Source organism: Chryseobacterium sp. A321 (genome assembly GCF_054489265.1).
In genome coordinates, this window is the sequence record NZ_JBTMWZ010000001.1 from 2,180,284 (window position 1) to 2,205,634 (window position 25,351).

The window sequence follows — 25,351 nt, forward strand, 5'->3', positions numbered from 1 at the left end:
TTTCAAATTAAAATTTAACATTTACACCAAAAACAAACGATCGAAGTGTAGGATAAGCATCCAGTTCAATTCCGGCGTTTCCGTAGGGATTCCCGTCAGCAGAAAGTTCAGGGGTGAATCCTGAGAATTTCTGAAATACAACCGGATTGATTGCATTCACATAGAATCGAACCGACGAAACATAATCGACAACATTCTTCACGGTGTATCCTAGGGTAATATTGTTGATCCTAAAATAATCGCCACTCTCTAAGTAATAATTAGAGGCAAGCGGTACACTGTTAAAAGGTGCAGGATTCGAAGCTCCTGTATTGTCTGGAGTCCAAAAGTTGCTTGCCACATCGTATTCAATGTTTTCTCCGGAGAAACGTTGGGCTTTTTTCCCATTGTAAACCACGCCTCCAAAGGCTCCGTATCCATTCACTGAAAAATCAAGGTTTTTGTAATTCACCCCAAGATTAATTCCCACATTGGATTTCGGAATGTATGAGCCGAAAAAGCGCCGATCCTCAGAATCCGAAGAGCCTGTGATGCCATTGTTGTTGTGATCCACATACATGACTTTTCCGTCTTGGTCATACCCCGCAACTTCCCAAAGATAGAAACTACCTAAAGGCTGGCCTACCGCTTTTTCATTCAACAATTTAGTCCACTGTCCATTTCCAAGTCCTCCTCCGTTGATGTCGTTCACATTTTCGGAAGCGAGTTGATTTACTTCGTTATGGTTATAGGAATAATTGACTCCGATGGAGTAAGAAAAATCTTCCCCTGCTTGGTCCTTCCAATTTAAGGCAGCTTCAACCCCCTTGTTGGTTACTTGCCCTAAATGGGAATATCCCGCGATTTCAAGTCCAGAAGTAGAGATCGGTGTGGCTTGTAGAATTAGGTTATTGGTGACCTTTTTATAGACATCAAACGTACCACTTAAACGGCGAGATAATATCTCGATGTCAAGCCCGACGTTACTTCCCTCCACAATTTCCCAAGAAAGAAGAGGGTCATAAAGTTGATTAATAGTAGTACCTCCTCCGTTGGTAAGACCGTTGAAGTAATAATTCATGTTTTCTCCTGTCGCAAAAGGAAGGAAGTTTAAAGGAACATTTTGATTTCCTAAACGTCCCCAACCTCCTCTAATTTTCAAGAGATCGAAAGCACCATCCTTAAGAAATTCTTCCTCGGAAATCACCCATCCTGCACCAAAGGAAGGAAAGGTTCCCCATTTGCGATCCTGTGCAAATTGAGAAGAGCCATCCTGACGAATGGTAGCTGTTAGCAAATATTTATTATTGTATTTGTACTGCGCTCTTGCAAAGAAAGAAAGGGTGTTTGCATCGTTTGCTTTTACACTTGTAAGAGAAGTAAGGTTTTCATCTGCATAATTGGTTCCGGCAAGATCCCAATAATTGCGATTAGGAAGAACATTTCGTCTTGTAAAGGCAATTCGTTCTTCTCCATCATAGATTGTGGTCTCGGTTCCCACTGTGGCTTCCACATCGTGGAGTCCAAATCTCTTTTGAAAGGTTACAAAATTCGTCACCGCCCAATTAAAATTGGTGTAACGACTATTGTTAAGCGAGTTGACGGCATCTGCTGGGCTATATTGCGCCTCCGTACGGGTAGGATCCGCGGCTAACCATATTTCTCGAGTATCCGAAAAACTGTAGGCTTTTCCGTTGTTGTATTGCCCTGAAAACTGACCTGTATAGGTGAAGTATTTAGCAAATTTAATGTCTAACTTCACACTTCCCTGAAGCTGCATGCTTCGCTGCTGCTCGTCATTGAAGAAAAGTTGACTTACGGGATTTCCTACATTATTAAAAGAGGAGCCAGTAGTCCCTGCGAATCCATCTGCACCTACAAAAGGAACTCCCCATTTCCCATTTTCAAAACGCACCGGTACGATCGGAGATTGTTTGTAAGCCGTCGTAAAGGCACCCAAAGGTTTAGGTGTTACATTAAAGAAAGCCACACTCATCGTCTGGGAGAGGGTAATATTGCGGTTGATTTTAAATTCGTTATTGGTTCGAAGCGTGGTACGATTGTAATCCGAACCTTTTAGAATCGCTTTTTCATCGTAATTGCTCGCACTAAAAAAGTACTTCGCATTTTCAGAAGAACCCGATACCGACACGTTGTGTTGGTTGTAAACACCTTGGCGTGTGATTTCTTCAAACCAGTCGGTGTTCACCGGTTGATCCTGAGAGAATTTTGTACTGCTCAAAGCCGTATTGGTATAATACGAAAAGAGATTACTTCCAGCCATTTTGACTTTGCGCAGGGGTGAACGAACTCCTATAAATCCATCGTACTCGACCGATATACCTCGACCTCGACCGGATTTAGTCGTAATAATGATCACTCCATTGGCTCCACGGTTCCCATAGATTGCAAGTGCCGAGGCATCTTTCAAAATATCGTACGTGAGAATGTCGTTTGTATTGATGTTGGAAATACCTCCCACCATCATTCCGTCCACCACATAAAGAGGTTCACGTCCTCCCAGTGCGGTTCCTAATCCACGGATGACCACCGAGGGGGTCGAACCGGGAAGGTCAGAAGCGGTCACGTTAACACCCGCAGCCTTCCCTTGAATCGCTTGCGTCGCATTTAACACTTTCGTCTTGCTGACTTCTTCTGCATTAATTGAGCTGATTGCAGCCGTATTGTCCACTTTTTTACGACTACCGTACCCAATCATAACGACCTCCTCGATTTGTTGCTCTCGCACTGTATCTTGAGTCGTCTGTGCCTGCACGCTAAAACCGAAGTAAAAGGCGGCAATAAGGCAAGGAAACTTTAGATTGCTGTTTTTCATACTGTTAACTTTTGAATTAAATCTCTCTTGAGCGGTCTAAACACACGCGCGTTTATTATCTCAAATTTAGAAAATATTTGGTAAACTTTAGCATTTACTTAACTTTTCTTACCTAACGCCCGAACGCTTGACCCAAGGCCTCTATCGAAAGAACTTGGCTTAATATTTGAAACATCTAATTAGCATCCGATGCTTTTTCTAAATAAAAACATATATATGAAAGCAAAAACCGTATTAGTAGCGAGCCTCGCAGTGGGTTCGATCGGCGTTTTAACCCAATCTTGTCTGGCACTAGCCACCTCAGGGATTGGAATCACCGTTTTAAAACAAATATTGCTGGGAGGAATCACCAAAGGAGTTGGAATTTTCTCTAATAAAAATGCGTTTATGCAAAATGAATTAATCGATCAGGCTTTGCCTAAGCCATTAAGAGAGATCAATTCCGTTTTAGAGCGAATCTCACCCAGTCTCGTCCAGAAAGAAAGAGAATACATTGCCCAGGCTGCAGCGTATACGGTGCAAACCGCAGAACCTATCTTAAGGAATGCTGTAAACTCGTTAACGGCTCAGGACGTTATGCAAGTCGCGAATGGTGGAAAAGGAGCTGCTACAAGGCTTTTGAAAGCAAAAACAGCAGATCAACTTTTGCTTGCCATTCAACCGAAAGTGGATGAAAAACTAAATGAATACGGAATTGTAAAAAGTCTTAATTTAGCACTTCAAGGAAACAACCTTTTAGGAGGACTGTTAGGAACAGGAGATCAAAATCTAAACCTTGCCTCAGGGGGACTCAGTAGACTTGCATCGGAGCAAATGGTGGAGGGACTTTTTAAAATTATTGAAAATCATGAAATGCAAAATTCGTATCAACTTTTAGATGCACTTCAAAATTCAAAATAAAAAAAATCTTATATTTATCGCCTCGAACTTTTAACCTCTCTAGTTTATATCGAATCTATATTTATGGACCAACCCAACAGCCCACTACCAAAGGGCGTATCTGCAGAAGAATTTTACACTAATTTACAAGCCAACTTGGAAAGCGCACATAGCTTTCCCGAAGATTATCTCTATAAATTCATATTCCCAAACGACAATTCAAAACTCACAGATTTGTATCAAATCTTTGACAAACTAAAGTACACGATTTCAACAAGGGAAAGTTCAAACGGGAAGTACATTTCCGCCAGTATCCTGGCCTTTGTCATGGATGCAAATCAGGTGATTGACCTCTACAAAGAAGTTTCCAAAATTCCTGGTGTAATGATGCTTTAGATTTTAGGCTTCTATAAAAAACTTTGCTTTTTCAATAGGTCGGGCGACCATCGCTAGGGATCCTTTTATCAAAATAGGACGCTCTATTAAATTTGGATTTTGGGAGAGAATTTCCATCCACTCAGAATCCGTTAGGGTCTTATCTGCGTATGTGCTTTTGTAGAGCGGTTCGTTTTTGCGAAGAATATCAAGAGGCCTAGCGTCTAGTTTTTTTAGAAGCGTTTCAATCTCTAAGACAGAAAGAGGATCGTTTACAATATCAATTAATTCGAACTCTACCCCATTTTCATCAAGGTATTCAAGAACAGATCGAGATTTAGAACAACTGTTATTATGTAAAATTTTCAGCATGCAATTGGTATGAAGGAGTTAAAAAAGTCCATGAAGCTCTGCCTCAATGCGTTCAAGAATAAAGCCAAAATCTTGAGGCCTTTCTACAAAATCCAGATCGTCCACTTCAATTACAAGTAATTTTCCTTCCTTGTAATTCTCAATCCAACTTTCGTATTTTTGGTTCAACTTAGAGAGGTATTCAATGCTAATGGTTGCCTCGTATTCCCTTCCTCGTTTGTAGATCTTTTTTACCAAATTTGGAACATCACTCTTTAGGTAAATTAAAAGATCAGGTGCCTGCACAAAAGATTTCATCAAAGTAAAAACAGAAAGATAGTTGTCATAGTCTCTTTGGGAAAGGAGACTCATGTCATACAAATTCTCTGCAAATATGTGAGCATCCTCATAAATCGTTCGGTCTTGGATAATGTTTTTTCCACTTTCACGAATTTCTTTGACTTGTCGAAAACGACTGCCCAAAAAATAAATCTGAAGTGCAAAACTCCATTGGCTCATGTCGGCATAAAAGTCCTCTAAATAAGGATTGTGATCCACGTCCTCAAATTGGGCTTCCCAGCCATAATGTTTCGCGAGCATTGTCGTGAGCGTGGTTTTTCCAGCGCCAATGTTTCCTGTAATTGCGATGTGCATGTGTAAAAAATCTCTTAAGTTGATCTATGAGTATGGCCCAAAAAGCAGGGACATTTAAAGCGCGTAAAGATAAATCTCTTTCTCTTTGATTTCAAAATTATGACTCTATAATTTATCCACAATCCGGAGCATTTCTACCTTTAGGGACTGCTAATTATTTTATTTGAACTTCGTAAATCGTAGGCCAATTTTTACCTGTTACCAGCATGTTTTCTCCTTTGAATGCGATCCCATTTAACACATCATCATTGCCCGTCGTATGTTTTTTAGCAAGCTGCGTGAAATCGAATTTCCCCACAACTTCTCCTGTTTTAGGATCAATCTTTAAAACGATTGGGTTTTGCCATACGTTCGCATAAATGTAGCCCTCGTGATACTCGAGCTCATTTAATTGATCGTAAGCCTGGGTGTTTCCTGCCACGGAAATATACCGTTCTAACTGAGAGGGATCCTTTACAGAAAGGAAATAAAGATTCTTGGTCCCGTCTGAGGCAATGAGACTTTTCCCATCGTAGGTAAGCCCCCATCCTTCTCCAATCACATTGGGGTAAGGAAATTCAGAGAGAAGCTCCAAGCTTGACTTGTTATACACAAATCCTTTTTTATTCTGCCAAGTCAACTGGTAGATCTTATCCCCTACGATCGTGGCTCCTTCCGAAAACACTTCTTGAGGTTGATGAATGGATTTCTGCACCTGCGTGGAACCCAAAGTATATTTTATAAGTTGAGAGAGCCCATGTTGCCCGTCACTTTCGTAAATAGTTTCTCCTTCCAATTGAAAGCCTTGCGTGAAGTTTGCCGTATCGTGAGGATACTCTTTCACTATTTCATAGGAAATATTAGCCTCAGGCTTTGCAGCAAAAACATTAATGGTCGCATCTTGGCTTAAAACTTCCCCGCTTGAGGTTGTAATTAAAAAGGTGACGGCATTATCTCCTAAGGAAAAGTAATTGGGATCAATGATAAGACTTGAGGTCTCCTTGTCTCCAAAACTGATTTTTATTTCTTTCGCATCCTTCAGCACGCTCTGCGGAAGCTCAAGAGAATCCCCAAAATGAAACCCCTGCGATTGACGCTCAATGGTATAGCTGTTTAAATCATTTAAAACTTCTTTTTCTTTACTACAAGATACTAATACGCCTAAACCTATCAGAGCAATATATAAACTACGTTTCATTTCTTTTTTTTTCAAATTTACTTCTTTCAGGCCTATGCCTGGATCGAATTTGTGAAATTACTGAAATATCATGGCTCAGACAAAAAGGGATTCCCCTTTTTTTGGCTTCCCAAAAAAAACCTTTCTGGAAACGTGATTTTCAATTTTCTAAATAGCTTTTCAAAGAATCCCTAACGATGCTTTTCCAACCGAATGAAAAATTTTCGAAGGAAAACCCCTCACCCAACAATTTAAAATGATCTAGATGCTCATGCCTAAGGACTAAGCGAGTTTGATCTCCCCAAGGTTCTAACTCCCAATTCACGAGTGTAGTTTCATTCGAAATTTCGGGATAAGACCAAGTATACGAAAGCTTTTTATAGGGTTGAATTTCTACGATTTCTCCAGCGTGAAGAAATTTCTTTTCATCCCCGGGTTCATAGAAATGAAATTTATGATGTAGCTTTAATTCAAAACTAGGGATCTCAAAATACCATTTTTGAAGTTCACTTGCATCGCTTATTGCACTCCAAACCTTTTCTAAGGGCTGATTAAAGATTTGCACTACAGTAATTGTATCGTTCATCCTACTTTTTTCGTGGGGTTTAAAAATATACAATATAGAGAGAACAAATCAAAAACCTGAGAAAAATGGGTTAATTTTGCAGACTTAATCCACTCATTGTGCATCCACTACTAAAAGTTCTGTTCGTATTCCTTATTCTCACCTTACTTATTGCAATCGTAGGGTATTTCATTCTAAGGAGTCCTTCCTTTGGAAAAGCCCCCTCCGGAGAACGCTTAGTTCGAATTCAAAACTCTCCGCATTACCGAGGAAATCAGTTTGATAATTTACTAGATACACCGGCTATGGCACCTGGGGCCACTATGGTAGGCGCGATGTACAAAATGCTATTTAAGAAAAGTCCTCAGATACAACCTAAGAATCCGTTTGAATTTACAAAAACAGACCTCTTTTCCATACCCCTTTCTGAAAACACGATGGTATGGATGGGACACTCTTCTTATTACCTGCAACTAGATGGAAAACGTATTTTAGTCGATCCTGTTTTTTCGGGCCATGCAAGTCCTTTCTCATTCAGTGTAAAAGCATTTAAAGGAAGTGATCTCTATGAGACGAAAGACATCCCCCCTTTAGATTACCTAATTATTACGCATGACCACTGGGATCATTTAGATTACAAAACGGTTAAAGCCCTTTTCAACCAGACACAAAAAGTCATTACCGGACTTGGAACGGGAGAACATTTAGAGTTTTGGGGACTAGAGTCTAGCAAACTTGTTGAACTAGATTGGTACGAATCCCATGAATTAACAAGAGGATACACTGTCTATTCAGAGCCGGCAAGGCACTTCTCAGGAAGAGGACTCAAACGAAATCAAACGTTATGGAGCAGTTTCTTGCTTCAATTCCCGACCCAAAAGGTTTTCATTGGAGGAGACAGCGGGTACGGAGATCATTTCAAAGAAATTGGAAAACGACACGACTCCATTGATTTGGCCATTTTAGAAAATGGGCAGTACAATGAGGATTGGCGATACATTCATTTTCTACCCGGAGAAAATTTAAAAGCAATGGAAGACTTAAAGGCGAAAACCCTGGTTCCAGTCCATTACGGAAAGTTTGCTTTGGCACTCCACGCATGGAACGAACCCATTAGCAAGATGATGGCACTTCGAAAGCCCGATCAAGCGATCTTAACGCCCAAAATAGGTGAGCGCATCGATTGGAGCCAAAACGAAATTCAGCCTAACCCTTGGTGGCAAAACCTACCCTAGCCCTTTTCGTCTAAGGTTCTTCCTTTATTCGGGCTTGGAAAGCGGACCGTTCAGGCAACTTGCAATACCGAATGACCGAGCAGAACTTCAATAAAGCCTTTGCGACGGCAGCCGATCTAGTCATTGCAGTGGTTGAGCACTTGGTCGAAGAAGGCGAACTTTCACCCGAAATTATTCATACGCCTGGTTGCTACATAGACTATCTTGTTCAGGCGCATACCACCCTTGAAGAACTTGGAAGTTCCGCCGTGAGTCAAAGTGCCAAATCCGTCTCTCTGAGAAGACTCAGCATGGCACAAAGAGCACTTAAAGAACGAAGGAAAGGAGAAGTAGTCAATTTAGGCATTGGAATACCTACCCTAGTAGCCGATTTAATTACTCCTGAGCACCAAATAACTCTGCATACCGAAAACGGAATGCTTGGAGTGGGTCCTTCACCAAAGGAGGGTGGAGCTATGGACTATCCGGTAAATGCAGGAAAATTACCGGTCTCGGCATTGCGAGGGACTTCTTATTTTGACAGTGCAGAATCCTTTGCAATGATTCGAGGAGGACATATTGATGTGGCCATCATGGGCGGACTTCAAGTCGACGAAAAGGCAAACCTAGCCAATTGGGCCGTACCGGGTGAGCCTTTGTTAGGAGTGGGTGGAGCCATGGATCTTGCATCGGGAGCAAAGAAGCTAATTATTACCATGATGCATACCGAACGAAACGGCGACCCAAAAATTGTACCCGCTTGTGATCTACCCATCACGACAAGATCTGCAGTGGATATGATTATCACGGACCTAGCTGTATTTCAATATATTGATTCAAAGCTAACGCTCATTGAGCTCATGCCTGGAATCACAATTGAGGAAGTTCGGGAAAAAACCTCCGCCGAGTTTGTAGAAAAGTTAAACTAAGGATTTAATGGAAAGTCTTATTTTTCCAAAACGGAAGATATATCCTTCGTTTAGGTGGTTGGAAATTGATACTTTTGTAAGCAAAGCGATAGTTCATGAGAGTCCTGACAGGAGTGCGCAATTTTTTGTTTTCCTCGATATCCATTTACATTTATAGGTGCGTTCTTGGATTCACCCTTGGATATTATCTAATGGAACTGGTTCCCGAGTTTGACTTGTTTTGGGCCCTACTCTCCATTATGCTCGTGATTTCACCCGAAGGAAAAGACGCTCCTCGGTTAACCACAGACCGAGTTAAAGCCAATTTAGTGGGTGCTTTGTCGGGATTTGTAGTGGTATTTTTGCCCTTTGAGCTCTTTTGGAAAACGCTGATTGGAATTGTGGTGGCGGCTCTTTTGTCCAACGCATTCAAACTGTCAAGTGTCTCTAGAACGGCCATTGTTGCCGTGATTATTATCGTTTTGGAAAAACCAGACGAAGGGTATATCGCTTCTATTGAACGATTCTTATCGGTCGCTGGGGGCTGTCTTATTGGACTCTTTGTCGTGGTAAGCACAGGATACTTAATCCGATATCTTCATAAATTAATTTTAAAAGTAGAATTTAGACACCGCGACGACCCTCATTAATTCGATGTAAGTTGCCCGTATTAAAAACAGTATAAAATGAAAGAAAACGCATACATTGTAAACGGAACTCGTTCCGCCATTGGAAGTTTTAGAGGAACACTCTCAGGACTGAGAACCGACGACTTATTAGCAGATGTCCTAAAGGGACTGTTAAAGAAGTCCCCGAATCTACCCCTAGACAAAATTGATGATGTCATAATTGGCTGTGCAAACCAAGCCGGCGAAGACAATCGTAACATAGCAAGAATGTCTCTCCTTCTAGCGGGGCTTCCCGTCTCCGTTCCTGGAGAAACGGTCAATAGGCTATGCGCTTCAGGAATGAGCGCAATCGTACAAGCCTCTCGAGCCATTAAATCAGGCGAAGGAGACCTTTTCATCGCAGGAGGTGTAGAGGGAATGACACGTGGACCTTATGTGCTATCCAAATCTGCTGCCCCTTTTGGAAGTGATCAAAAAATCTACGATAGTAGTTTTGGTTGGCGTTTTGTAAACCCGAAAATGAAGGAACTTTACGGAACGGATGCAATGGGAAACACGGCTGAAAACTTAGCTGAAAAATACGAGATTACCCGAGAAGAACAAGATCAGTTCGCACTCTTTTCCCAGAAGAAAGCGAAAGCAGCAATGGAAAGCGGAAGGCTAGGCGAAGAGATTACCCCTATCGAAATTCCTCAACGAAAAGCAGATCCTATTCAATTCGATCAAGATGAATTTGTCAAACCCAATTCTTCGATGGAAGGACTTTCCAAATTGAGAGCTGCCTTTGTAAAAGAGAACGGTACCGTTTCAGCTGGAAATTCGTCTGGACTAAACGATGGAGCCGCTGCCGTATTAATCGCCTCCGAAAGTGCTTTAAAAGAATACAACCTTACTCCCATGGCGAGAATAGTGACTTCTGGGGTCACAGGGACCGAGCCAAGAATCATGGGGATTGGACCTGTGGAAGCGACCAAATTAGCGCTGAAACGAGCAGGGCTTACCCTAGAGGACATGGACATCATTGAAATAAACGAAGCCTTTGCAGCGCAAAGTATTGCTTGTTTAAAAGAACTAGGATTAGAGCCAGATGACCCAAGAGTCAATCCAAACGGAGGAGCCATCGCTCTAGGCCACCCTCTAGGAATGAGTGGCACTCGAATCACCTATTCGGCCGCTTTAGAACTTGTGAAAACCAAGAAACGCTATGCGCTTGCAACCATGTGTATTGGCGTAGGACAAGGCTATGCAGTCATTTTGGAGAATGCTTCCTTTAGCAAATCTAACGCATAAAACCGGCCTAAGAATAGCACGATACCCTATAAAGTAAAAGAGCCTTTTCCTGTGCGGAAAGGGCTCTTTTACTTTGTTTATAATATCGGGCACTCTGCTTCTAAAACCCTAATAATTTTAATTTTAACTGAACGGCGAAATTTCCTTTGAATCCTGGGGTTTGGTAATGACCCACTCGATAAAAGAACCCTAAATTGAAATAAGAACTCAAGAAATTGTTCCATTCGAGACCCACTTCTTGGTAAAGTTTATTTAATGGATGGAAGTCTAGGTCATGGTTTTGCGGAGATTTCATGTCCCCAATAATTCCTTTGTAAAGCACATCAATACTAGAGGTATTCTGACCTATGCTCTTAAAATACCAAGGCAGTCGATGGGTTAAGTAATATCCAACAAAACGATCGTTAAAATATCGACCTCCAGGCATCGTGGCAAATCCAAGGTAGGAAGTGAGCGTGAAACTCGTGGCTAGCTTCTCACCCGAGAGTCCATTCATCTGGAACTGATTCCATATGGGCGTATCTCCAAAGACTTTCCCCATGTACGCTCGGGTACCCGTCACACCCCATGGATTTTTAAATTGGTGCGTAAAGAGAAGTTCAATTTTCTTGAATTCTGTCTCTCCACCGAGTAGAGAAAGACCCTGCTCATAGTGCAAATAGATTTCTGGAAAATCGGTATGGTACGTAAATTTGCCACCCGGCGTCATCATCGATTTAGATCCCGGTGCATACTTTAAGGTGGCTAGAAAACTAAACTCATCAAATTCATCTCCCAGGGATTTAAAATTGTAGGGGAAAAGTGCCTTGTTACGCTCTCTCTTGGCCCCTATTTTCATCGTAAGATCAGGTAGTAAATCGTATTCCCAACTTAGCTTCCCCCCTTGGGTTGAAAAATACTTCTCGTTGCTAATGTTCACGCCCGAATTCATCAGTTGCATCTTGAAGCTCCAAAGCTCTTCATTGAAAAGCCCACTGGCCTTTACATCCGAATAGTACTCCGCTCTTAACTTCGAATGGCGAGAAAGGCTGGGAAGATAATCGAGAGCCAATCCGTATTTCCATTTTCGATCCCTAAATCCATACCCCACATAGACCTCTGGAGACCAATGCGGACTAAAGTGCTCGTTTAGTTTCGCTCCTACACCCAAGCGGAGTCCCTCGTACTTCGAATACCGAGCGAAATGCTCCGCGAGCAGATCTACTTTTCCTACGCGCAACTTTCCACTTGTTAGGGTTGAGAAAAATCCTGCTGCTTGATTCCAATTGTGCTTTTGACCTAAACTGTCGATCTTGAGGTAGGTTTGAGTCTCTCGTGAACTTAAGGGCCGAGTTCGATACTCCGATAGATGGGTTCCATCCGAGTTTTTCACTTCAAACTCATACCCCTTAAAATCTTCTTTTTCAAACTGATCATTGGGCTGCCAATCAAAATAGTCTACGTTCAGTAGGGCATAATATCCAAACCCAGGTGCTTCTTGCAGCGAAACAGAGTCTTTCGCTAAATTGATCTCGCCAATTTTAATCTCAATATCTTCTCGCTCTAGGAACCATTTGCCCCCAAGGAGTTTCCAAGAACTTTCTAGCGTACGTTTTGAACCTGAACTGCTTTCTCTTTCTATACGTTTCACCCCGTAACTCTGTGAATCTATAAGGATCCTTCCATTGTATTTTGGGGAGCTCGTCACTTTGCTTTTTCGAATTTCTCGAAAGCTAATCTCATACGTCTCACGACCTTCGTAGAAGAGGGTATCGGTCAGAAAAAACCGATAAAGATTCTTGTTTTTACTCTGAATTACTTTGGGAATGGTGGAGCGATCACTTCGAACCGCTAAAAGACGGTACAAAGGTTCACTTAGTCCTGAAATCCGATTGTCTAGCACGAGAGTTTTCTCCCCTAGTGTCTTGGAATGTCGGTACTCTAAGGCTCTCTCCCACAAAAAGCCTTTGCTATCCCTTGCAACCTGCTGCATTTCTTCCGCATTCCAAGGGGATTTCTTCTTTTTGTCTTTTGCCTTAAGTTCTGCTTCTAAGGAAATCGTATCACGCTTTGCATCAAGTACCTCTTGATACAAACTAAGCGAATCTTTGTCTAAATCAAGAGATACTTTCTCATAAGACCGGTAGAGAAACGACGCTAAACTGTAGGGGGAATTTTGCAGATAGTTTTTACGAACTTTATCAAGAAGTTCGACTGCTTTGGAATCGCTTTGGTCTTTAATGACTACACTTTCAATCCTGCTTTCTTTTACGGGGTCCGTAGAGAGTTGAACGTGCATTTGCTTTTTTACCTGTAGAATTTGATCCTCGTACCCTTCGACTTGCACTCGAATTTCAGGACAGGAAGTTTGAAATTCAAGCCCATGACTAAGTTTCTTTGAGTCTAGTTTTTTTCCCTCACACCAAAGAATTACTTGGGATAAATCTACGTTCGCATCCTTTGCAAAGTGCAATTGAGATTGAGAAAAGGCCCCTGAACTTACCAAAAGACCCAGGAAAAAGAGAAGTCGACTCATCGTTTGTGTATTTGAGAGGAATGAAATTAAACAAATTCTAAACATGCCTAGCACTCCATGGAAAAAAAAGACGAAAAAAGCATCGTAACGATGCTAATTTCTTCTTATGTGGTTTCTATTTCGTCTTTTGTTAAAGGCTTAAGGCTTTTTGATATGCATTTTCAATGCCCTCAAGGTTTTTACCTCCTGCCGTGGCAAAACCTACATTTCCACCGCCGCCGCCTTGAATTTCTTTGGCGAGATCCTTCACAATTTGTCCTGCATTGAATTTATCCTCAAGATCAGAAGAAACACCGACCGTAATTAGGGGTTTATTTCCATGATCAGAAATAATGACCGTCAAGGACTGAGGCACTTGTTTCTTTAATTCAAAAACTAAATCTTTTATGCTAGAGGCATCAAGTGAGGTTTTTTTCACGAGTGTATTTCTTCCCTCTTTTGCTTCATACTGATTCTTCCATTCTTCTGTCTGTGCGACCGCTTGGCTTTTCTTACTAATTTCTAACTCCGCTTTTAGCTGTTGGTTTTCTTCCAGCAATTTTTCAATGGATTTGCGAAGATCTTTTGATTTTAAAAGACCTCCTAAAGAAGTAAGGGTCGATTCTAAATCTTTATAATAGTTCATGGCTGCCTGGCCAGAAATGGCCTCGATCCTTCTGATTCCAGCCGCGGTTGAGCTTTCCGATACAATTTTAAAAAGACCAATTTCACCGGTGGAACGTACATGGGTTCCTCCACACAGTTCTTTTGAACTGTCAAACTGAATCATACGAACTTGATCGCCATATTTTTCCCCGAACAGAGCCATAGCTCCTTTCTCCACGGCTTCTGCCATAGGGATTTCTCGGTATTCTTTTAGGGAAATGTTTTTCTGAATTTTGCGCTTTACTTTCTCTTCCACTTCTTGCAATTCTTCTGCAGTGAGTTTCGAGAAATGCGAAAAATCAAATCGCAAATACTCAGGACCCACGAACGAACCTTTTTGTTCCACGTGCGTACCCAGTACTTCACGAAGCGCTTCATGCAATAAATGCGTTGCCGAGTGATTTGCTTCGGTACTTTTTCTTCTTGCTCCCTCGACTCGCGCATAGAAAACTGCGCCGACATCCTTTGGAAGTTCGCTTATTAAAGAGACAATTAAATTGTTTTCTTTTTTGGTATCTAATACTTCAAGCACCTCAGGGTTGTTCTCCACGTTGTATAATTCGGGTGCAGAAAGGTCGAAGTGCGTTGCATAACTTGGAATTAAAATTCCATGGTCCCCTACTTGCCCTCCTCCTTCGGGATAGAATGGCGATTGATCCAAAACAATTTGGAAAAACTCTCCGTCTTTGTTTTCAACCTTGCGGTAACGTGTAATGGAACACTTGGTCTCAAGCACGTCGTATCCTACAAATTTCTCACTCTTTTCCTCTAAAACGACCCAGTCATAGACTTTACCTGCAGAGTCCTTTTTGCTTCTTTGCTTTTGTTTTTGCATCTCCGCGTCAAACCCCTCTTCATCCACTGACAAATGACGTTCTTGTGCAATGATTCGAGAGAGATCCACAGGGAATCCATAGGTATCGTAAAGTTCAAACACTCGGTCTCCAGGAAGCGTGGTATCCCCGTTGGCGATGGTTTCTTTTATGGTATGATCAAGACGAAGTAGCCCTGTTTCAATGGTTTTCAAAAAGGAAATCTCTTCTTCTTTGATTACTTCTGTGATTAGTTTTTTCTCTTTGCGAAGCTCTTTGAAATAATCGCCCATTTGGCCATCTAATACTTCAACAAGTTCATACAAAAAGGCTCTGTTCATGCCTAGGAATCGGTAAGAATAAGAGATTGCGCGTCGCAAAATGCGTCGAATCACATACCCTGCTCCTGTATTGGAAGGCAGCTGCCCATCTGCAATCGCAAAGGCAACCGCACGAATGTGATCCACCACCACGCGAATGGCAATGTCTTTGGAGTTCTCTAAAATCCCTGTATAGGTTTCTCCTGATAAAGATTCTACTTTCTCAATTAGGGGAGTAAAAACATCGGTATCGTAATTGGAGGATTTCTTTTGAAGAGCCATACAAAGCCTTTCAAATCCCATTCCCGTATCTACATGTCGATTCGGTAGCTTCTCTAGGCTCCCGTCCGCTTTGCGGTTGAATTCCATGAAGACTAAATTCCAAATCTCAACCACTTGTGGATGATCTTGGTTTACAAGTTCTGAGCCTTTTACAAGTTCTTTTTCTTCCTCACTTCGCAAATCCACGTGAATTTCGGAGCAAGGACCGCAAGGGCCGCTCTCTCCCATTTCCCAGAAATTATCTTTTTTATTTCCTTCCACGATTCGATCTGCTGAGACGTGATTTAACCACAAATCGTATGCCTCTTGATCACGCTCCAAATTTTCTTTTAAATCTCCTTGAAACACACTTACATACAAATCCTCTTTCGGGATTTTATAAACCTCCGTTAGTAGTTCCCATGCCCAGTCTATTGCCTGCTTTTTGAAGTAATCGCCAAAAGACCAATTTCCTAGCATCTCAAACATCGTGTGGTGGTACGTATCGCGGCCGACATCGTCCAAATCATTGTGTTTCCCAGAAACTCTCAAACACTTTTGCGTATCTGCAATTCGCGGCGCTTTCGGGGATTTATATCCAAGAAAATAATCTTTAAACTGAGTCATTCCTGAATTGGAAAACATAAGTGTAGGATCGTCTTTTAAGACAATAGGAGCCGAAGGTACAATTAGGTGTTCTTTGCTTTTAAAAAACTCTAAAAATTGTGCACGTATCTTTTGTGAGGTCATATCGAATTGATTTATTTGTATGCAAAATCGCTACATGATTCTTGCAAGTTGGCAAATTTAAGGAATTTGTACAAATGTTGTGCTAAGGCGCAGGTTTCGGGGGCACATTTTTTGAGCTTTCTTTTGCAGGGTCGAAAAACGACCCCTTCCTTAAGCTTTAGTCTTAAAAATTAATTATATTTAGCCTATGAAAATTACCGATTTAGCGCTTGAACTTGGCGTCTCTACCTATAGCATCAAACAATTTATTGACGATTTCGATTTGGATTTGCAAGAATGCCTCTATCCCAATTTAGAAGTGAAAGATGATTTTTTAAAATTTGCTAGGGAAAACAAGGCCTTTTTGATTCGATATGAAAAAGACTTAGTGGAAGAAAAAACCTCTAAACAAATTGCAAAGCAGATTAACCAACCCGTAGAGGAGGTAGAAACTATTATCAAAAAACAAAAGCCCAATTTATTTGAAAACGGCGTTTATAAATCCTCAGTCTCTAGCTACGGCATTGACCATGCATTAGGCGGAAACTATAAGTTTGTCTACGATTACTTCGGAAAGAAAACTCCCCTCGCTCAACGTGATTTCATAGGATACCGCGATTTGTATTTTCACATTACGGAAATGCTCCACCCCTTCATTGACCCCCAACAAACGAAAGATTGGGGGATTTACAAACCGGCCGGCATCATTCTCTACGGTCCTAAGGGGAGTGGAAAGATTTTCTGGGCACGAAAAATGGCAGAAATCATCGACTATGAGTTTAAAGCCGTGAAAAACGCCTATTTAGGAACCTCTTTCATCAATGGCGAGAAGACGGATTTCACCGATTTTCTGACCACTATGATGAAGGAATCGAAGGTACTTCTTTTCATGGAAAACTTTGACTCCATCGCAAGGGAACGCTCTAGCGAGCACGACCAACATTCCAGTACTGAGGAAGTAAAAGACATCATTTTGCATTCGATTCATCAGTTTGTAAATGAAAAGCTACTCATGGTCGTCGCAGCAGATACACTCTCTGGGATGGATAGTGAGGTCTTTGCACCCGGACGATTTGATGTGCGGATCCCTGTGTTCCCGCCCAACCGAGACGAACGCGCTCAAATGATTATGCGATACCTCACCATGAACCTAGAGAAAGATGCTCTACTTCTTCAAATCCTTAAGTTCAACAAAGCCGATCAGAAACCCTTCTGGACTCCTGTGACAGAAAAAATGAAACTTTTCAGCAATACGATGGTGATTGATTTTACACAAAGTTTTAAAAAACGTCTGCGTACCCAGTACTTAAAGCTCAAAACTCCTCATTTCAAAATCGATGCGAAATTGCTTCAACATAGTCTAGCAGAAGCAACAGGCAAACTTACAGAGGAATACTTAAACTCTGTACAGGATTTCATCTACGAAGTGAGCGCAAGTGATTACGATGTCTTTTCGCGTCGAATCGAAGCCCTTAAAATAGAATTAAACTCTTATAAAGTACAAGAACTCCCTCGTCGTCAGATTGGATTCGCTCATAACGACTCCCTCGATCCTACTGAGGATATGAACCTTGGGGAATAAGACCACTTTCAAAAATAATAAGACTCTGGCCCAATCCTGCTTGTAAGGATTGAGAAGGTTCCTTTAGGTGCCTCTTGCAGAGTTCCAATCCTTTTGAGGGCCCCATTAGAGTAAAATAATATTTCCCTTTTCTAAAATGTCAAAATCCTATCTTTGCAAAAATCAAATGTGTGATAAGTTCTGATCAATTAAAAGATATACAATCCCGAATCGAGTCTCTGTACCAATTTCTTCATATTGAGAAAAAATCAATTGAAATTCAAAACGAAGAGGAAAAAATGACGGCTCCTGATTTTTGGAACGAACCAAAAGAAGCTGAACTTTTTCTAAAGCAACTTCGAACGAAGAAAAAATGGGTTGAGGCCTATAATGAAATCCAAAGCACGTTTGAAGATTTACAAGTACTCGTTGAATTTGCAAAAGAAGACCCCGAAAGCGAAGCCGAATTGCAATTGCAATTCCCTTTGCTAGTGGAGAAGGTAGAAGATCTTGAATTTAAAAATATGCTTTCGCAAGAAGGGGATGAACTCTCGTGCGTACTTCAAATCACGGCTGGAGCCGGCGGAACCGAAAGTTGCGATTGGGCCTCTATGCTTATGCGAATGTATCTAATGTGGGCACAGAACCAGGGTTACAAAGTTCGAGAACTCAACTTTCAAGAAGGCGATGTGGCAGGAGTGAAGACCGTGACCTTAGAAATCGAGGGGGATTACGCCTTTGGATACTTAAAAGGCGAGAACGGAGTACACAGGCTGGTTCGTATCTCACCCTTTGATTCGAATGCAAAGCGCCATACAAGTTTTGTCTCGGTTTATGTCTATCCTCTGGTAGATGACACCATTGACATCCAAATCAATCCTGCTGATATTTCTTTCGAAACGATGCGCTCCTCAGGTGCTGGGGGACAAAACGTAAACAAAGTGGAAACAGCTGTGAGACTTCGTCACGCACCTACCGGAATCATTATTGAAAATTCAGAAAGCCGTTCTCAACTTCAAAACAAGGAGAAAGCCATGCAACTTCTAAAATCGAGACTCTACGAAATGGAACTCGAAGAACGAATGCGGGCCAGAAATGAAATTGAAGCCGGAAAGATGAAAATAGAATGGGGAAGTCAAATTCGGAATTATGTCATGCATCCTTACAAACTCGTTAAGGACGTACGAAGTAGTCACGAAACCTCTGATGTCGACGGCGTGATGAATGGAGATTTAACGCCCTTCTTAAAAGCCTTCTTAATGGCCGATGGAAGCGGCCATCAGGACGACAACGAGTTAGGACTTTAAACCGTAAGGCGAAAACCCAGTCTCCCTCCCGCAAAAAAAGTAGAGCCAGAAAAAATTTCACATTGGACTCTGTTAAATAATCATAATAATTTCTCATTCGGTTTTTTTTCAATTATTTTTGTAGCTAGAGATAATATGAATGGAGCATTTCGAAAGTTGGAAGGATTTACTGAATCCAGAGTTTTACATTAAGATTGGAGGATTTTGGCTTATCATATTTATAATCTTTGCGGAAACAGGCCTTTTTGTAGGCTTTTTCCTTCCAGGCGATAGTCTACTTTTCATTTCTGGAATTTACTCGGTCGAAATCATACAAACCACGTTTGGAAGTACCCAAAGTGGATTTCTGGACACCACCATCCTAGCTTTTTGCATTGCCCTCTCTGCCATCGTTGGAAACGAGGTTGGATATTGGTTTGGTCGTAAAACCGGCCCTGCACTCTACAAAAGAGAAGATAGCTTCTTTTTCAAAAAGAAATACCTATTTCAAGCGCACGATTTTTTCGAAAAGCACGGAAGCGTCGCGATTATTCTCGCTCGATTCCTTCCTATCGTACGGACGTTCGTTCCCATCGTAGCCGGTATCGTAAAAATGGACAAAAAAAGATTTCTTCTTGACAATATTATTGGAGGAGTCCTTTGGTCGTTTATCCTCGTTTTTGCAGGTCATTACCTTGACCAGTTATTTATACATGAATTTGGAATTGACTTAAAAGAACACTTGGGACTCATCGTTCTTCTTCTTGTCGTGTTCACTACGATCCCAGTCATTTTAAAAATTCTTTTTGGAAAAGCAAGCGACCGCTCCTAGGGAATAATCTATCACACCCTGGTTTCTTTCGTTGCAAAGCTTGAAATACGTGTCTGCTTCGAAATTTCCTAGTCACACCTCCCTTTCTTGAATGATTAATTTCTATCTTTGATTGATTAAAACTACTTTCAATGAAGAATTATTTCCTTTTACCCTTTCTATGTCTCTTTTCCCTTCTGTTCTCTCAAGAGAAATATGTTCTCGTTCTACACGGGGGCGCAGGAACCATCACCAAACAAAACATGACGCCCGAAAAGGAAGTGGCTTACAAAGCCAAACTCTCTGAGGCTCTAAAGGCCGGATATCTTCAAATTGAAAAAGGCGAAAGCGCCGTGCAGGCCGTAGAGGCCGCCATTGAAATCCTTGAAAATTCACCCCTTTTTAATGCCGGAAAAGGGGCCGTCTTCACCGCGGAAGGGAAGAATGAAATGGATGCAGCAATCATGTACAGCAAAAACCTAGACGCCGGAGCCGTTGCGGGCGTAACCACAATTAAGAACCCTATCAAAGCGGCCATTGCCGTTATGCGCAATTCACCCCATGTTTTGTTAGTAGGAAAAGGTGCAGAAGTATTTGCACACGAACAAAAATTAGAAATCGTCTCCCCTGACTATTTTTATACGGAAGACCGCTTCCAATCTTTGCAAAAGTTTCTTAAAAAAACCGAAAATGAAAAATCGACTACTTCTCGAACCCAACCTAGCTTTTTAGATGTGGATTATAAATTCGGAACGGTTGGCGCGGTTGCATTAGACAAAGAAGGAAACCTTGCCGCTGGAACCTCTACAGGAGGAATGACCGGTAAGAAATGGAACCGTGTCGGTGACTCTCCTTTGATTGGTGCAGGCACCTATGCAAACGAGTGGGTCGGAATCTCAGGTACCGGATGGGGAGAATACTTCATTCGCACCACAGCCGCAAGAACCCTTGCCGCAAAAATGCAATACCAAAACAAAGACATCCAAACCGCAGGCTCTGAAGTTATTGCAGAAATTGAGGCTTTAGGGGGTGACGGAGGACTCATCGCCCTCGACAAAAATGGAAATGTCGCTATGCCGTTCAATACAGCGGGAATGTACCGAGGTACAGTTACGAGCGAAGGAAAAATCGAAGTTCAAATTTACCGTTAAACCTGAATTCCATGACTCCTTTGCAATTTGAACTTACCTCTCTAGAGCAGTGGCCTGAAGTCGTAAAAGAACTCCTTCCTCAAATCGAGAAGCAGCCCGTTTTGCTTTTAAAAGGCAATCTGGGAGCCGGAAAAACAACCTTTACGAAGGAACTTGTTCGCCAGCTCGGCAGCCCCGATTCGGTTAGCTCCCCTACCTACGCCCTCGTAAACACCTACCAAGGTTCAAAACTAAAAATATATCATTTTGATTTGTACCGCCTTCAATCGAAAGAAGAAGTGTATGACATTGGAATTGAAGACTATCTTGAGCAGCCCAATACCCTTTGTATCGTGGAATGGCCCGAGGTATTTGAAGAGGAACTGAAAAGTGAGGGTTACCACGAACTCCGCATTGAAAATTCTCTTGAGAAACGAAAGGTTTACTTTCAGTAGTCCTTACCTCTATAAGTTTAGGATATTTGTATCTTTGCGACTGAATTACTATTAATACAAAACCACCTATGAGCGGTACGATTTTTACTCCATTCACGGAAAAGGACCTCTTACCCAAAGAGGAAAAACTTGAAGTGTTTAAAAAAGGAAAAAAATTCACAATTGGACTTCCCAAAGAAACTTGTTTAAATGAGCGAAGGACTTGCCTTACGCCGGACGCTGTTCAAGTCTTAACCGACCACGGTCATCAAATCATTGTGGAACAAGGGGCCGGGAACGGTTCGTTCTTTTCAGACATTCAATATGCAGAGGCAGGGGCTAGAATCACGACCGATCCCAAGGAAGCATTTGGTCAAGAGCTCATTATGAAAATCAATCCTCCTACTCTTGAAGAGATTGATTACATAAAAACAGGGACTCACCTTATTTCGGCTTTGCAAATCAATCTACGAGACAAAGAATACTTTCTAAAACTAGCCGAACAAAAAATCAATGCTATTGGTTTTGAATTCATCACAGACGATTACCATCAACTTGCACTCGTAAGGCTCATCGGAGAAATTGCAGGAACCACTTCAATTCTCTACGCATCCGAACTTTTGGCACTTTCCAACGGTCTTATGCTTGGGGGAATCACGGGAGTTCGTCCTACGGAAGTCCTCGTAATTGGCGCTGGAATTGTAGGCGAGTTTGCTACGAAAGCCGCCATAGGACTAGGGGCAAGCGTAAAGGTATTTGACAACTCCTTATCCAAATTGCGCCGACTCCATACGCTTGTCGACGGTCGAGTTCCTACTTCCATTATTGATCCAAAAGAGCTTTCTAAAAGCCTGCGACGTGCCGACGTGGTGATTGGAGCATTGCCGTCTTTAAATGAAACCCCTGTGATCACTGAGGAAATGGTACTGAAAATGAAAAAAGGAAGTGTCCTAATCGACATAACGATCGATCATGGGAAGGTCTCGGAAACCTCCGAACTCACCACCATGGAGGATCCTTTTTTTATCCGCCACGATGTTATTCACTGTGGACTTCCTAACCTAACTTCCCGTATTCCTAGAACAACCACAAAGGCAATTTCTAATTTCTTTTTGTCCTATATTTTAAATTACGACCAAGAAGGAGGATTTGACAACATGCTAATGCATCAGGCCCAGATGAAAGAGTCCCTCTACATGTACAAAGGACGACACACAAACAAATCGGTATGCGATCGATTTGCTCTTACCTACCACGACATTAATCTCCTCATTTTTTAATAAGAAAACAAGAGCAAGCAGGACTTCTTTTGCGTCCACATGCCACATAAACTCATGCGAAAACTAAAATTTTATCTGATCGGTCTAATTCCCGGAATTATCCTGGTATTTTTCATACTTAATAAAAAAGGAGCCACGTGTACGGGGTATTTACCCAACAGTCGGGTGGTTGCAGAAACCTTAAGTAAAGATTTTTTTTACGACCCTACATTTACTCAGCAGATGAAGGATCAAGGCGTCACACCTGAATTCCTTAAAGACAGTATAATCACGAAAGGGGAAGTCGATTTCACGCGCAGTGATGCGCAAAAAAAGCCTTGTCCTCAGTACGTTATTCAGTACCCAAAAAAGAATCCACGCTATGAAATTGCCTTCGAAAAATGCGATGAAAAAGCCAATTTTAAATCCCTTAATGGGCTATAACTCATGACTATTGCTTTATTTGGAACGGGACTCATAGGAGGCTCCTTAATGCTCCGGTTAAAAGAACAAGGCCTGGCGCAAAAAGTCTATGGAATTGATTTGGATTCCACGCACTTGCAAACCGCTTTAAAGCTTGGAATTATTGATGAGATCTCCTCGCCAGATACTTTGCCCCAGAACACCGATCTGGTCGTACTGGCTGTCCCTGTGGATGTCACTCAAAAAATACTCCCAAGTATCCTCGATCGAATCTCTCGCTCGAGCGTCGTGATGGATGTGGGTTCTACCAAACAAGGCATTGCTGAGGCTGTGGAAGCCCATCAGATGCGAGGTCGCTTCGTTGCTTTTCACCCTATGTGGGGAACAGAGAACAGCGGACCGGAATCGGCACAATTGGACAGCTTTGAGTCAAAAGCCGGTGTTATTTGTGATCCCGAAAAATCCGATAAAGATGCGCTAGATACAGTAGAATCCCTAGTTCGCAGTCTAGGAATGAATATTTTGCATATGAGTGCAAGGGACCATGATTTGCACACAGCTTACATCTCACACATATCCCATATTACATCTTACGCACTTGCGAATACCGTCTTGGAAAAAGAAAGAGAAGAGGACACCATTTTTCAATTGGCCAGTTCTGGATTTTCCTCCACCGTTCGACTCGCAAAATCACACCCAGATATGTGGGTTCCTATCTTCAAACAAAATAAGGAAAACGTACTCGATGTATTGAATGAGCATATCTCGCAACTTCGAAAATTTAAAAGTGCACTTGAAAAAGAAAACTACGAACTTTTAGAGGAACTCATTTTGAACGCAAATCGTATTCGACCGATTCTAGAAGAAAAGTAACTCTCCTAGCATTCCGGTACATTGACCGCAATAGCGAGTCCTCCTTCAGAGGTTTCTTTAAATCGATCACTCATACTTTGAGCGGTATCCCACATAGATCTTGTCACCTCGTCTAAAGTAACGCGAGCTTTCGAAGGGTCGCTCTCAATTGCAATGTTCGCAGCTGTGATCGCTTTCATCGCTCCCATGGAATTTCGTTCAATACATGGAATTTGCACCAGTCCCCGAATAGGATCACAAGTAAGACCTAAATGATGTTCCATGGCTATTTCTGCTGCCATAAGGACCTGTCCCGGCGTTCCTCCCATGATTTCAGTAAGACCAGCCGCGGCCATGGCGGAAGAAACTCCAATTTCTGCTTGGCATCCTCCCATGGCTGCAGAAATTGTCGCATTCTTTTTGAACAAAGTGCCAATTTCGCCAGCGACGAGTAAAAATCGAATAATCTGATCTTTTCCCTGGTGAGGGGTAAAGGTTTGGGAATACATAAGAACTGCTGGAATCACTCCACTCGCTCCATTGGTCGGTGCGGTAATAATGCGCCCAAAACTTGCATTTTCTTCGTTCACAGCTAATGCGTAGCAAGTAACCCATTTGTTTATGGAATTAAAAGATTGGTCTGCTTCCACAAGCATTTGAAACCACTGCTTTTGATTTTGATAGGTCTTTTCACCTAATAATTTTCGGTTTAATCCTGCAGCACGTCTACTTACATTTAGACCGCCAGGAAGCGTTCCCTCTTTGTTTACACCTTTGTAAACGCAAGTTTGAATTTGATCCCAAATATAAAGTGCGTGCTCATCAATTTGCTTTTTGGTTCGCCAGCTCTCTTCATTTAAGTACACAAGATCAGAGATGCGAGGCAAATTGTGCTTTTCTACATTGCGAAGGATATCTTCTCCACTGTGACAAGGATAAAGGGTGCGGACACTATACTCTTCAATCGAATTGTCCTCTTTAGTCGCCACAAAGCCACCGCCCACAGAATAATAATCTTGAGAAATCTCTTCACCGTCCTTAAAGACAGCCTTAAAGATCATGCCGTTCGGATGGAAATCTAGACTTTTGGTTTTGTTTAGAATCAAATGATGTCCGTAGACAAAAGGAACCCATGATTTCCCCGCTAAACAAAGTTTTTGCAAGCTCTTTATCTCCTCAACCTTTTGATCGATTAGATTGGTATCTATGGTTTGGAAGTTCTCTCCCGACAAACCAAGCATTCCGGCAATGTCGGTTCCATGCCCAATCCCTGTTTTCGCAAGCGAACCGAAGAATTCTACAAACACTTCGCTCACCTCAGAAATCGGTCTACTTCTCTCGATTAAATTAATAAAAAGTTCGGCTGCATTCCAAGGCCCCATGGTATGGGAGCTTGACGGCCCTATGCCGACCTTAATAATTTCAAAAACACTTATTGATTGCATAACTTATGATAACAAAACAAAGATACTATTAA

The 25,351-nt window shown here is 41.9% G+C and carries 22 protein-coding genes; 14 read left to right on the plus strand and 8 right to left on the minus strand.

The features are described 5' to 3' along the window. Positions 1-7: 7 nt before the first annotated feature. On the minus strand, positions 8-2,815 hold the full coding sequence (locus ACX3PZ_RS10155; protein ID WP_459084316.1) for a SusC/RagA family TonB-linked outer membrane protein: 2,808 nt from the start codon (positions 2,813-2,815) through the stop codon (positions 8-10). Positions 2,816-3,031: 216 nt separating this feature from the next. Here ACX3PZ_RS10155 and ACX3PZ_RS10160 point away from each other — a divergent pair, with 216 nt between their 5' ends. Then, the gene (locus ACX3PZ_RS10160) at positions 3,032-3,715 is read left to right on the plus strand and encodes a DUF4197 family protein (RefSeq protein ID WP_459084318.1); all 684 of its coding nucleotides are present in this window, start codon (positions 3,032-3,034) and stop codon (positions 3,713-3,715) included. A 63-nt stretch (positions 3,716-3,778) separates the two neighbouring features. After that, complete coding sequence (locus tag ACX3PZ_RS10165; protein ID WP_459084320.1) at positions 3,779-4,090, plus strand: DUF493 domain-containing protein; 312 nt, start codon at positions 3,779-3,781, stop codon at positions 4,088-4,090. Between the two features lie 3 nt (positions 4,091-4,093). Here the strand turns inward: ACX3PZ_RS10165 and ACX3PZ_RS10170 are convergent, their stop codons facing one another. The 4 genes from ACX3PZ_RS10170 to ACX3PZ_RS10185 form a co-directional block, all read right to left on the minus strand. After that, entirely contained in the window at positions 4,094-4,441 is a 348-nt protein-coding gene (locus ACX3PZ_RS10170) for an ArsC/Spx/MgsR family protein (protein ID WP_459084321.1), read from the minus strand. An 18-nt stretch (positions 4,442-4,459) separates the two neighbouring features. Then, a complete protein-coding gene (locus ACX3PZ_RS10175; protein ID WP_459084322.1) occupies positions 4,460-5,074 on the minus strand; it encodes a deoxynucleoside kinase in 615 nt (204 codons plus the stop codon). Between the two features lie 154 nt (positions 5,075-5,228). Beyond that, positions 5,229-6,251, minus strand: coding sequence for a glutaminyl-peptide cyclotransferase (locus ACX3PZ_RS10180; RefSeq protein ID WP_459084323.1), 1,023 nt, complete (start codon positions 6,249-6,251; stop codon positions 5,229-5,231). 139 nt (positions 6,252-6,390) lie between these two features. Beyond that, the gene (locus ACX3PZ_RS10185) at positions 6,391-6,816 is read right to left on the minus strand and encodes an SRPBCC family protein (RefSeq protein ID WP_459084324.1); all 426 of its coding nucleotides are present in this window, start codon (positions 6,814-6,816) and stop codon (positions 6,391-6,393) included. 98 nt (positions 6,817-6,914) lie between these two features. On the opposite strand from ACX3PZ_RS10185, the gene ACX3PZ_RS10190 reads away from it, so the two are divergent. The 4 genes from ACX3PZ_RS10190 to ACX3PZ_RS10205 all read left to right on the plus strand — a co-directional run bounded on the left by ACX3PZ_RS10190 (position 6,915) and on the right by ACX3PZ_RS10205 (position 10,836). Beyond that, complete coding sequence (locus ACX3PZ_RS10190) at positions 6,915-8,030, plus strand: MBL fold metallo-hydrolase (protein WP_459112715.1); 1,116 nt, start codon at positions 6,915-6,917, stop codon at positions 8,028-8,030. 26 nt (positions 8,031-8,056) lie between these two features. Next, positions 8,057-8,938: a 3-oxoacid CoA-transferase subunit B gene (locus ACX3PZ_RS10195; protein ID WP_459112757.1), complete on the plus strand. Its 882-nt coding sequence runs from the start codon at positions 8,057-8,059 to the stop codon at positions 8,936-8,938. A gap of 95 nt (positions 8,939-9,033) precedes the next feature. Next, on the plus strand, positions 9,034-9,567 hold the full coding sequence (locus ACX3PZ_RS10200; protein ID WP_459084327.1) for an FUSC family protein: 534 nt from the start codon (positions 9,034-9,036) through the stop codon (positions 9,565-9,567). Positions 9,568-9,603: 36 nt separating this feature from the next. Then, positions 9,604-10,836 (plus strand): acetyl-CoA C-acyltransferase, encoded by a 1,233-nt coding sequence (locus tag ACX3PZ_RS10205; RefSeq protein ID WP_459084328.1) that lies wholly within the window; start codon positions 9,604-9,606, stop codon positions 10,834-10,836. A gap of 100 nt (positions 10,837-10,936) precedes the next feature. On the opposite strand, the gene ACX3PZ_RS10210 is transcribed toward ACX3PZ_RS10205, so the two are convergent. Both ACX3PZ_RS10210 and alaS read right to left on the minus strand, forming a co-directional pair. Beyond that, entirely contained in the window at positions 10,937-13,351 is a 2,415-nt protein-coding gene (locus ACX3PZ_RS10210; RefSeq protein ID WP_459112716.1) for a DUF5686 family protein, read from the minus strand. 130 nt (positions 13,352-13,481) lie between these two features. Next, positions 13,482-16,139, minus strand: coding sequence for an alanine--tRNA ligase (gene alaS, locus ACX3PZ_RS10215; protein ID WP_459084331.1), 2,658 nt, complete (start codon positions 16,137-16,139; stop codon positions 13,482-13,484). A 187-nt stretch (positions 16,140-16,326) separates the two neighbouring features. Between alaS and ACX3PZ_RS10220 the strand changes: the two genes are divergently transcribed. From ACX3PZ_RS10220 to ACX3PZ_RS10255, 8 genes are all read left to right on the plus strand, one after another. Then, a complete protein-coding gene (locus ACX3PZ_RS10220) occupies positions 16,327-17,700 on the plus strand; it encodes an AAA family ATPase (protein ID WP_459084332.1) in 1,374 nt (457 codons plus the stop codon). A 170-nt stretch (positions 17,701-17,870) separates the two neighbouring features. Beyond that, positions 17,871-18,986 (plus strand): peptide chain release factor 2, encoded by a 1,116-nt coding sequence (gene prfB, locus ACX3PZ_RS10225; RefSeq protein ID WP_459112717.1) that lies wholly within the window; start codon positions 17,871-17,873, stop codon positions 18,984-18,986. A 139-nt stretch (positions 18,987-19,125) separates the two neighbouring features. Beyond that, positions 19,126-19,797: a DedA family protein gene (locus ACX3PZ_RS10230; protein ID WP_459084334.1), complete on the plus strand. Its 672-nt coding sequence runs from the start codon at positions 19,126-19,128 to the stop codon at positions 19,795-19,797. Positions 19,798-19,928: 131 nt separating this feature from the next. Then, positions 19,929-20,927 (plus strand): isoaspartyl peptidase/L-asparaginase family protein, encoded by a 999-nt coding sequence (locus tag ACX3PZ_RS10235; RefSeq protein ID WP_459084335.1) that lies wholly within the window; start codon positions 19,929-19,931, stop codon positions 20,925-20,927. Positions 20,928-20,947: 20 nt separating this feature from the next. After that, positions 20,948-21,361: a tRNA (adenosine(37)-N6)-threonylcarbamoyltransferase complex ATPase subunit type 1 TsaE gene (tsaE, locus tag ACX3PZ_RS10240; RefSeq protein WP_459084407.1), complete on the plus strand. Its 414-nt coding sequence runs from the start codon at positions 20,948-20,950 to the stop codon at positions 21,359-21,361. 68 nt (positions 21,362-21,429) lie between these two features. Continuing rightward, positions 21,430-22,620, plus strand: coding sequence for an alanine dehydrogenase (locus tag ACX3PZ_RS10245; RefSeq protein ID WP_459112718.1), 1,191 nt, complete (start codon positions 21,430-21,432; stop codon positions 22,618-22,620). A 54-nt stretch (positions 22,621-22,674) separates the two neighbouring features. Next, positions 22,675-23,043: a hypothetical protein gene (locus ACX3PZ_RS10250; RefSeq protein WP_459084337.1), complete on the plus strand. Its 369-nt coding sequence runs from the start codon at positions 22,675-22,677 to the stop codon at positions 23,041-23,043. Positions 23,044-23,046: 3 nt separating this feature from the next. After that, positions 23,047-23,895, plus strand: coding sequence for a prephenate dehydrogenase (locus ACX3PZ_RS10255; RefSeq protein WP_459084338.1), 849 nt, complete (start codon positions 23,047-23,049; stop codon positions 23,893-23,895). A 5-nt stretch (positions 23,896-23,900) separates the two neighbouring features. Here ACX3PZ_RS10255 and ACX3PZ_RS10260 read toward each other — a convergent pair whose 3' ends face one another. Then, positions 23,901-25,319 carry an L-serine ammonia-lyase gene (locus ACX3PZ_RS10260; protein WP_459084340.1) on the minus strand — a complete coding sequence of 473 codons (1,419 nt, stop codon included), beginning with the start codon at positions 25,317-25,319 and terminating at the stop codon, positions 23,901-23,903. Positions 25,320-25,351 lie beyond the last annotated feature (32 nt).

Bases quoted from the DNA above. Each gene is read 5' to 3' on its own strand.
- ACX3PZ_RS10155 (WP_459084316.1), bottom strand. From the start codon at position 2,815: ATGAAAAACAGCAATCTAAAGTTTCCTTGCCTTATTGCCGCCTTTTAC.
- ACX3PZ_RS10160 (WP_459084318.1), top strand. From the start codon at position 3,032: ATGAAAGCAAAAACCGTATTAGTAGCGAGCCTCGCAGTGGGTTCGATC.
- ACX3PZ_RS10165 (WP_459084320.1), top strand. From the start codon at position 3,779: ATGGACCAACCCAACAGCCCACTACCAAAGGGCGTATCTGCAGAAGAA.
- ACX3PZ_RS10170 (WP_459084321.1), bottom strand. From the start codon at position 4,441: ATGCTGAAAATTTTACATAATAACAGTTGTTCTAAATCTCGATCTGTT.
- ACX3PZ_RS10175 (WP_459084322.1), bottom strand. From the start codon at position 5,074: ATGCACATCGCAATTACAGGAAACATTGGCGCTGGAAAAACCACGCTC.
- ACX3PZ_RS10180 (WP_459084323.1), bottom strand. From the start codon at position 6,251: ATGAAACGTAGTTTATATATTGCTCTGATAGGTTTAGGCGTATTAGTA.
- ACX3PZ_RS10185 (WP_459084324.1), bottom strand. From the start codon at position 6,816: ATGAACGATACAATTACTGTAGTGCAAATCTTTAATCAGCCCTTAGAA.
- ACX3PZ_RS10200 (WP_459084327.1), top strand. From the start codon at position 9,034: ATGAGAGTCCTGACAGGAGTGCGCAATTTTTTGTTTTCCTCGATATCC.
- ACX3PZ_RS10205 (WP_459084328.1), top strand. From the start codon at position 9,604: ATGAAAGAAAACGCATACATTGTAAACGGAACTCGTTCCGCCATTGGA.
- ACX3PZ_RS10210 (WP_459112716.1), bottom strand. From the start codon at position 13,351: ATGAGTCGACTTCTCTTTTTCCTGGGTCTTTTGGTAAGTTCAGGGGCC.
- alaS (WP_459084331.1), bottom strand. From the start codon at position 16,139: ATGACCTCACAAAAGATACGTGCACAATTTTTAGAGTTTTTTAAAAGC.
- ACX3PZ_RS10220 (WP_459084332.1), top strand. From the start codon at position 16,327: ATGAAAATTACCGATTTAGCGCTTGAACTTGGCGTCTCTACCTATAGC.
- ACX3PZ_RS10230 (WP_459084334.1), top strand. From the start codon at position 19,126: ATGGAGCATTTCGAAAGTTGGAAGGATTTACTGAATCCAGAGTTTTAC.
- ACX3PZ_RS10235 (WP_459084335.1), top strand. From the start codon at position 19,929: ATGAAGAATTATTTCCTTTTACCCTTTCTATGTCTCTTTTCCCTTCTG.
- ACX3PZ_RS10245 (WP_459112718.1), top strand. From the start codon at position 21,430: ATGAGCGGTACGATTTTTACTCCATTCACGGAAAAGGACCTCTTACCC.
- ACX3PZ_RS10250 (WP_459084337.1), top strand. From the start codon at position 22,675: ATGCGAAAACTAAAATTTTATCTGATCGGTCTAATTCCCGGAATTATC.
- ACX3PZ_RS10255 (WP_459084338.1), top strand. From the start codon at position 23,047: ATGACTATTGCTTTATTTGGAACGGGACTCATAGGAGGCTCCTTAATG.
- ACX3PZ_RS10260 (WP_459084340.1), bottom strand. From the start codon at position 25,319: ATGCAATCAATAAGTGTTTTTGAAATTATTAAGGTCGGCATAGGGCCG.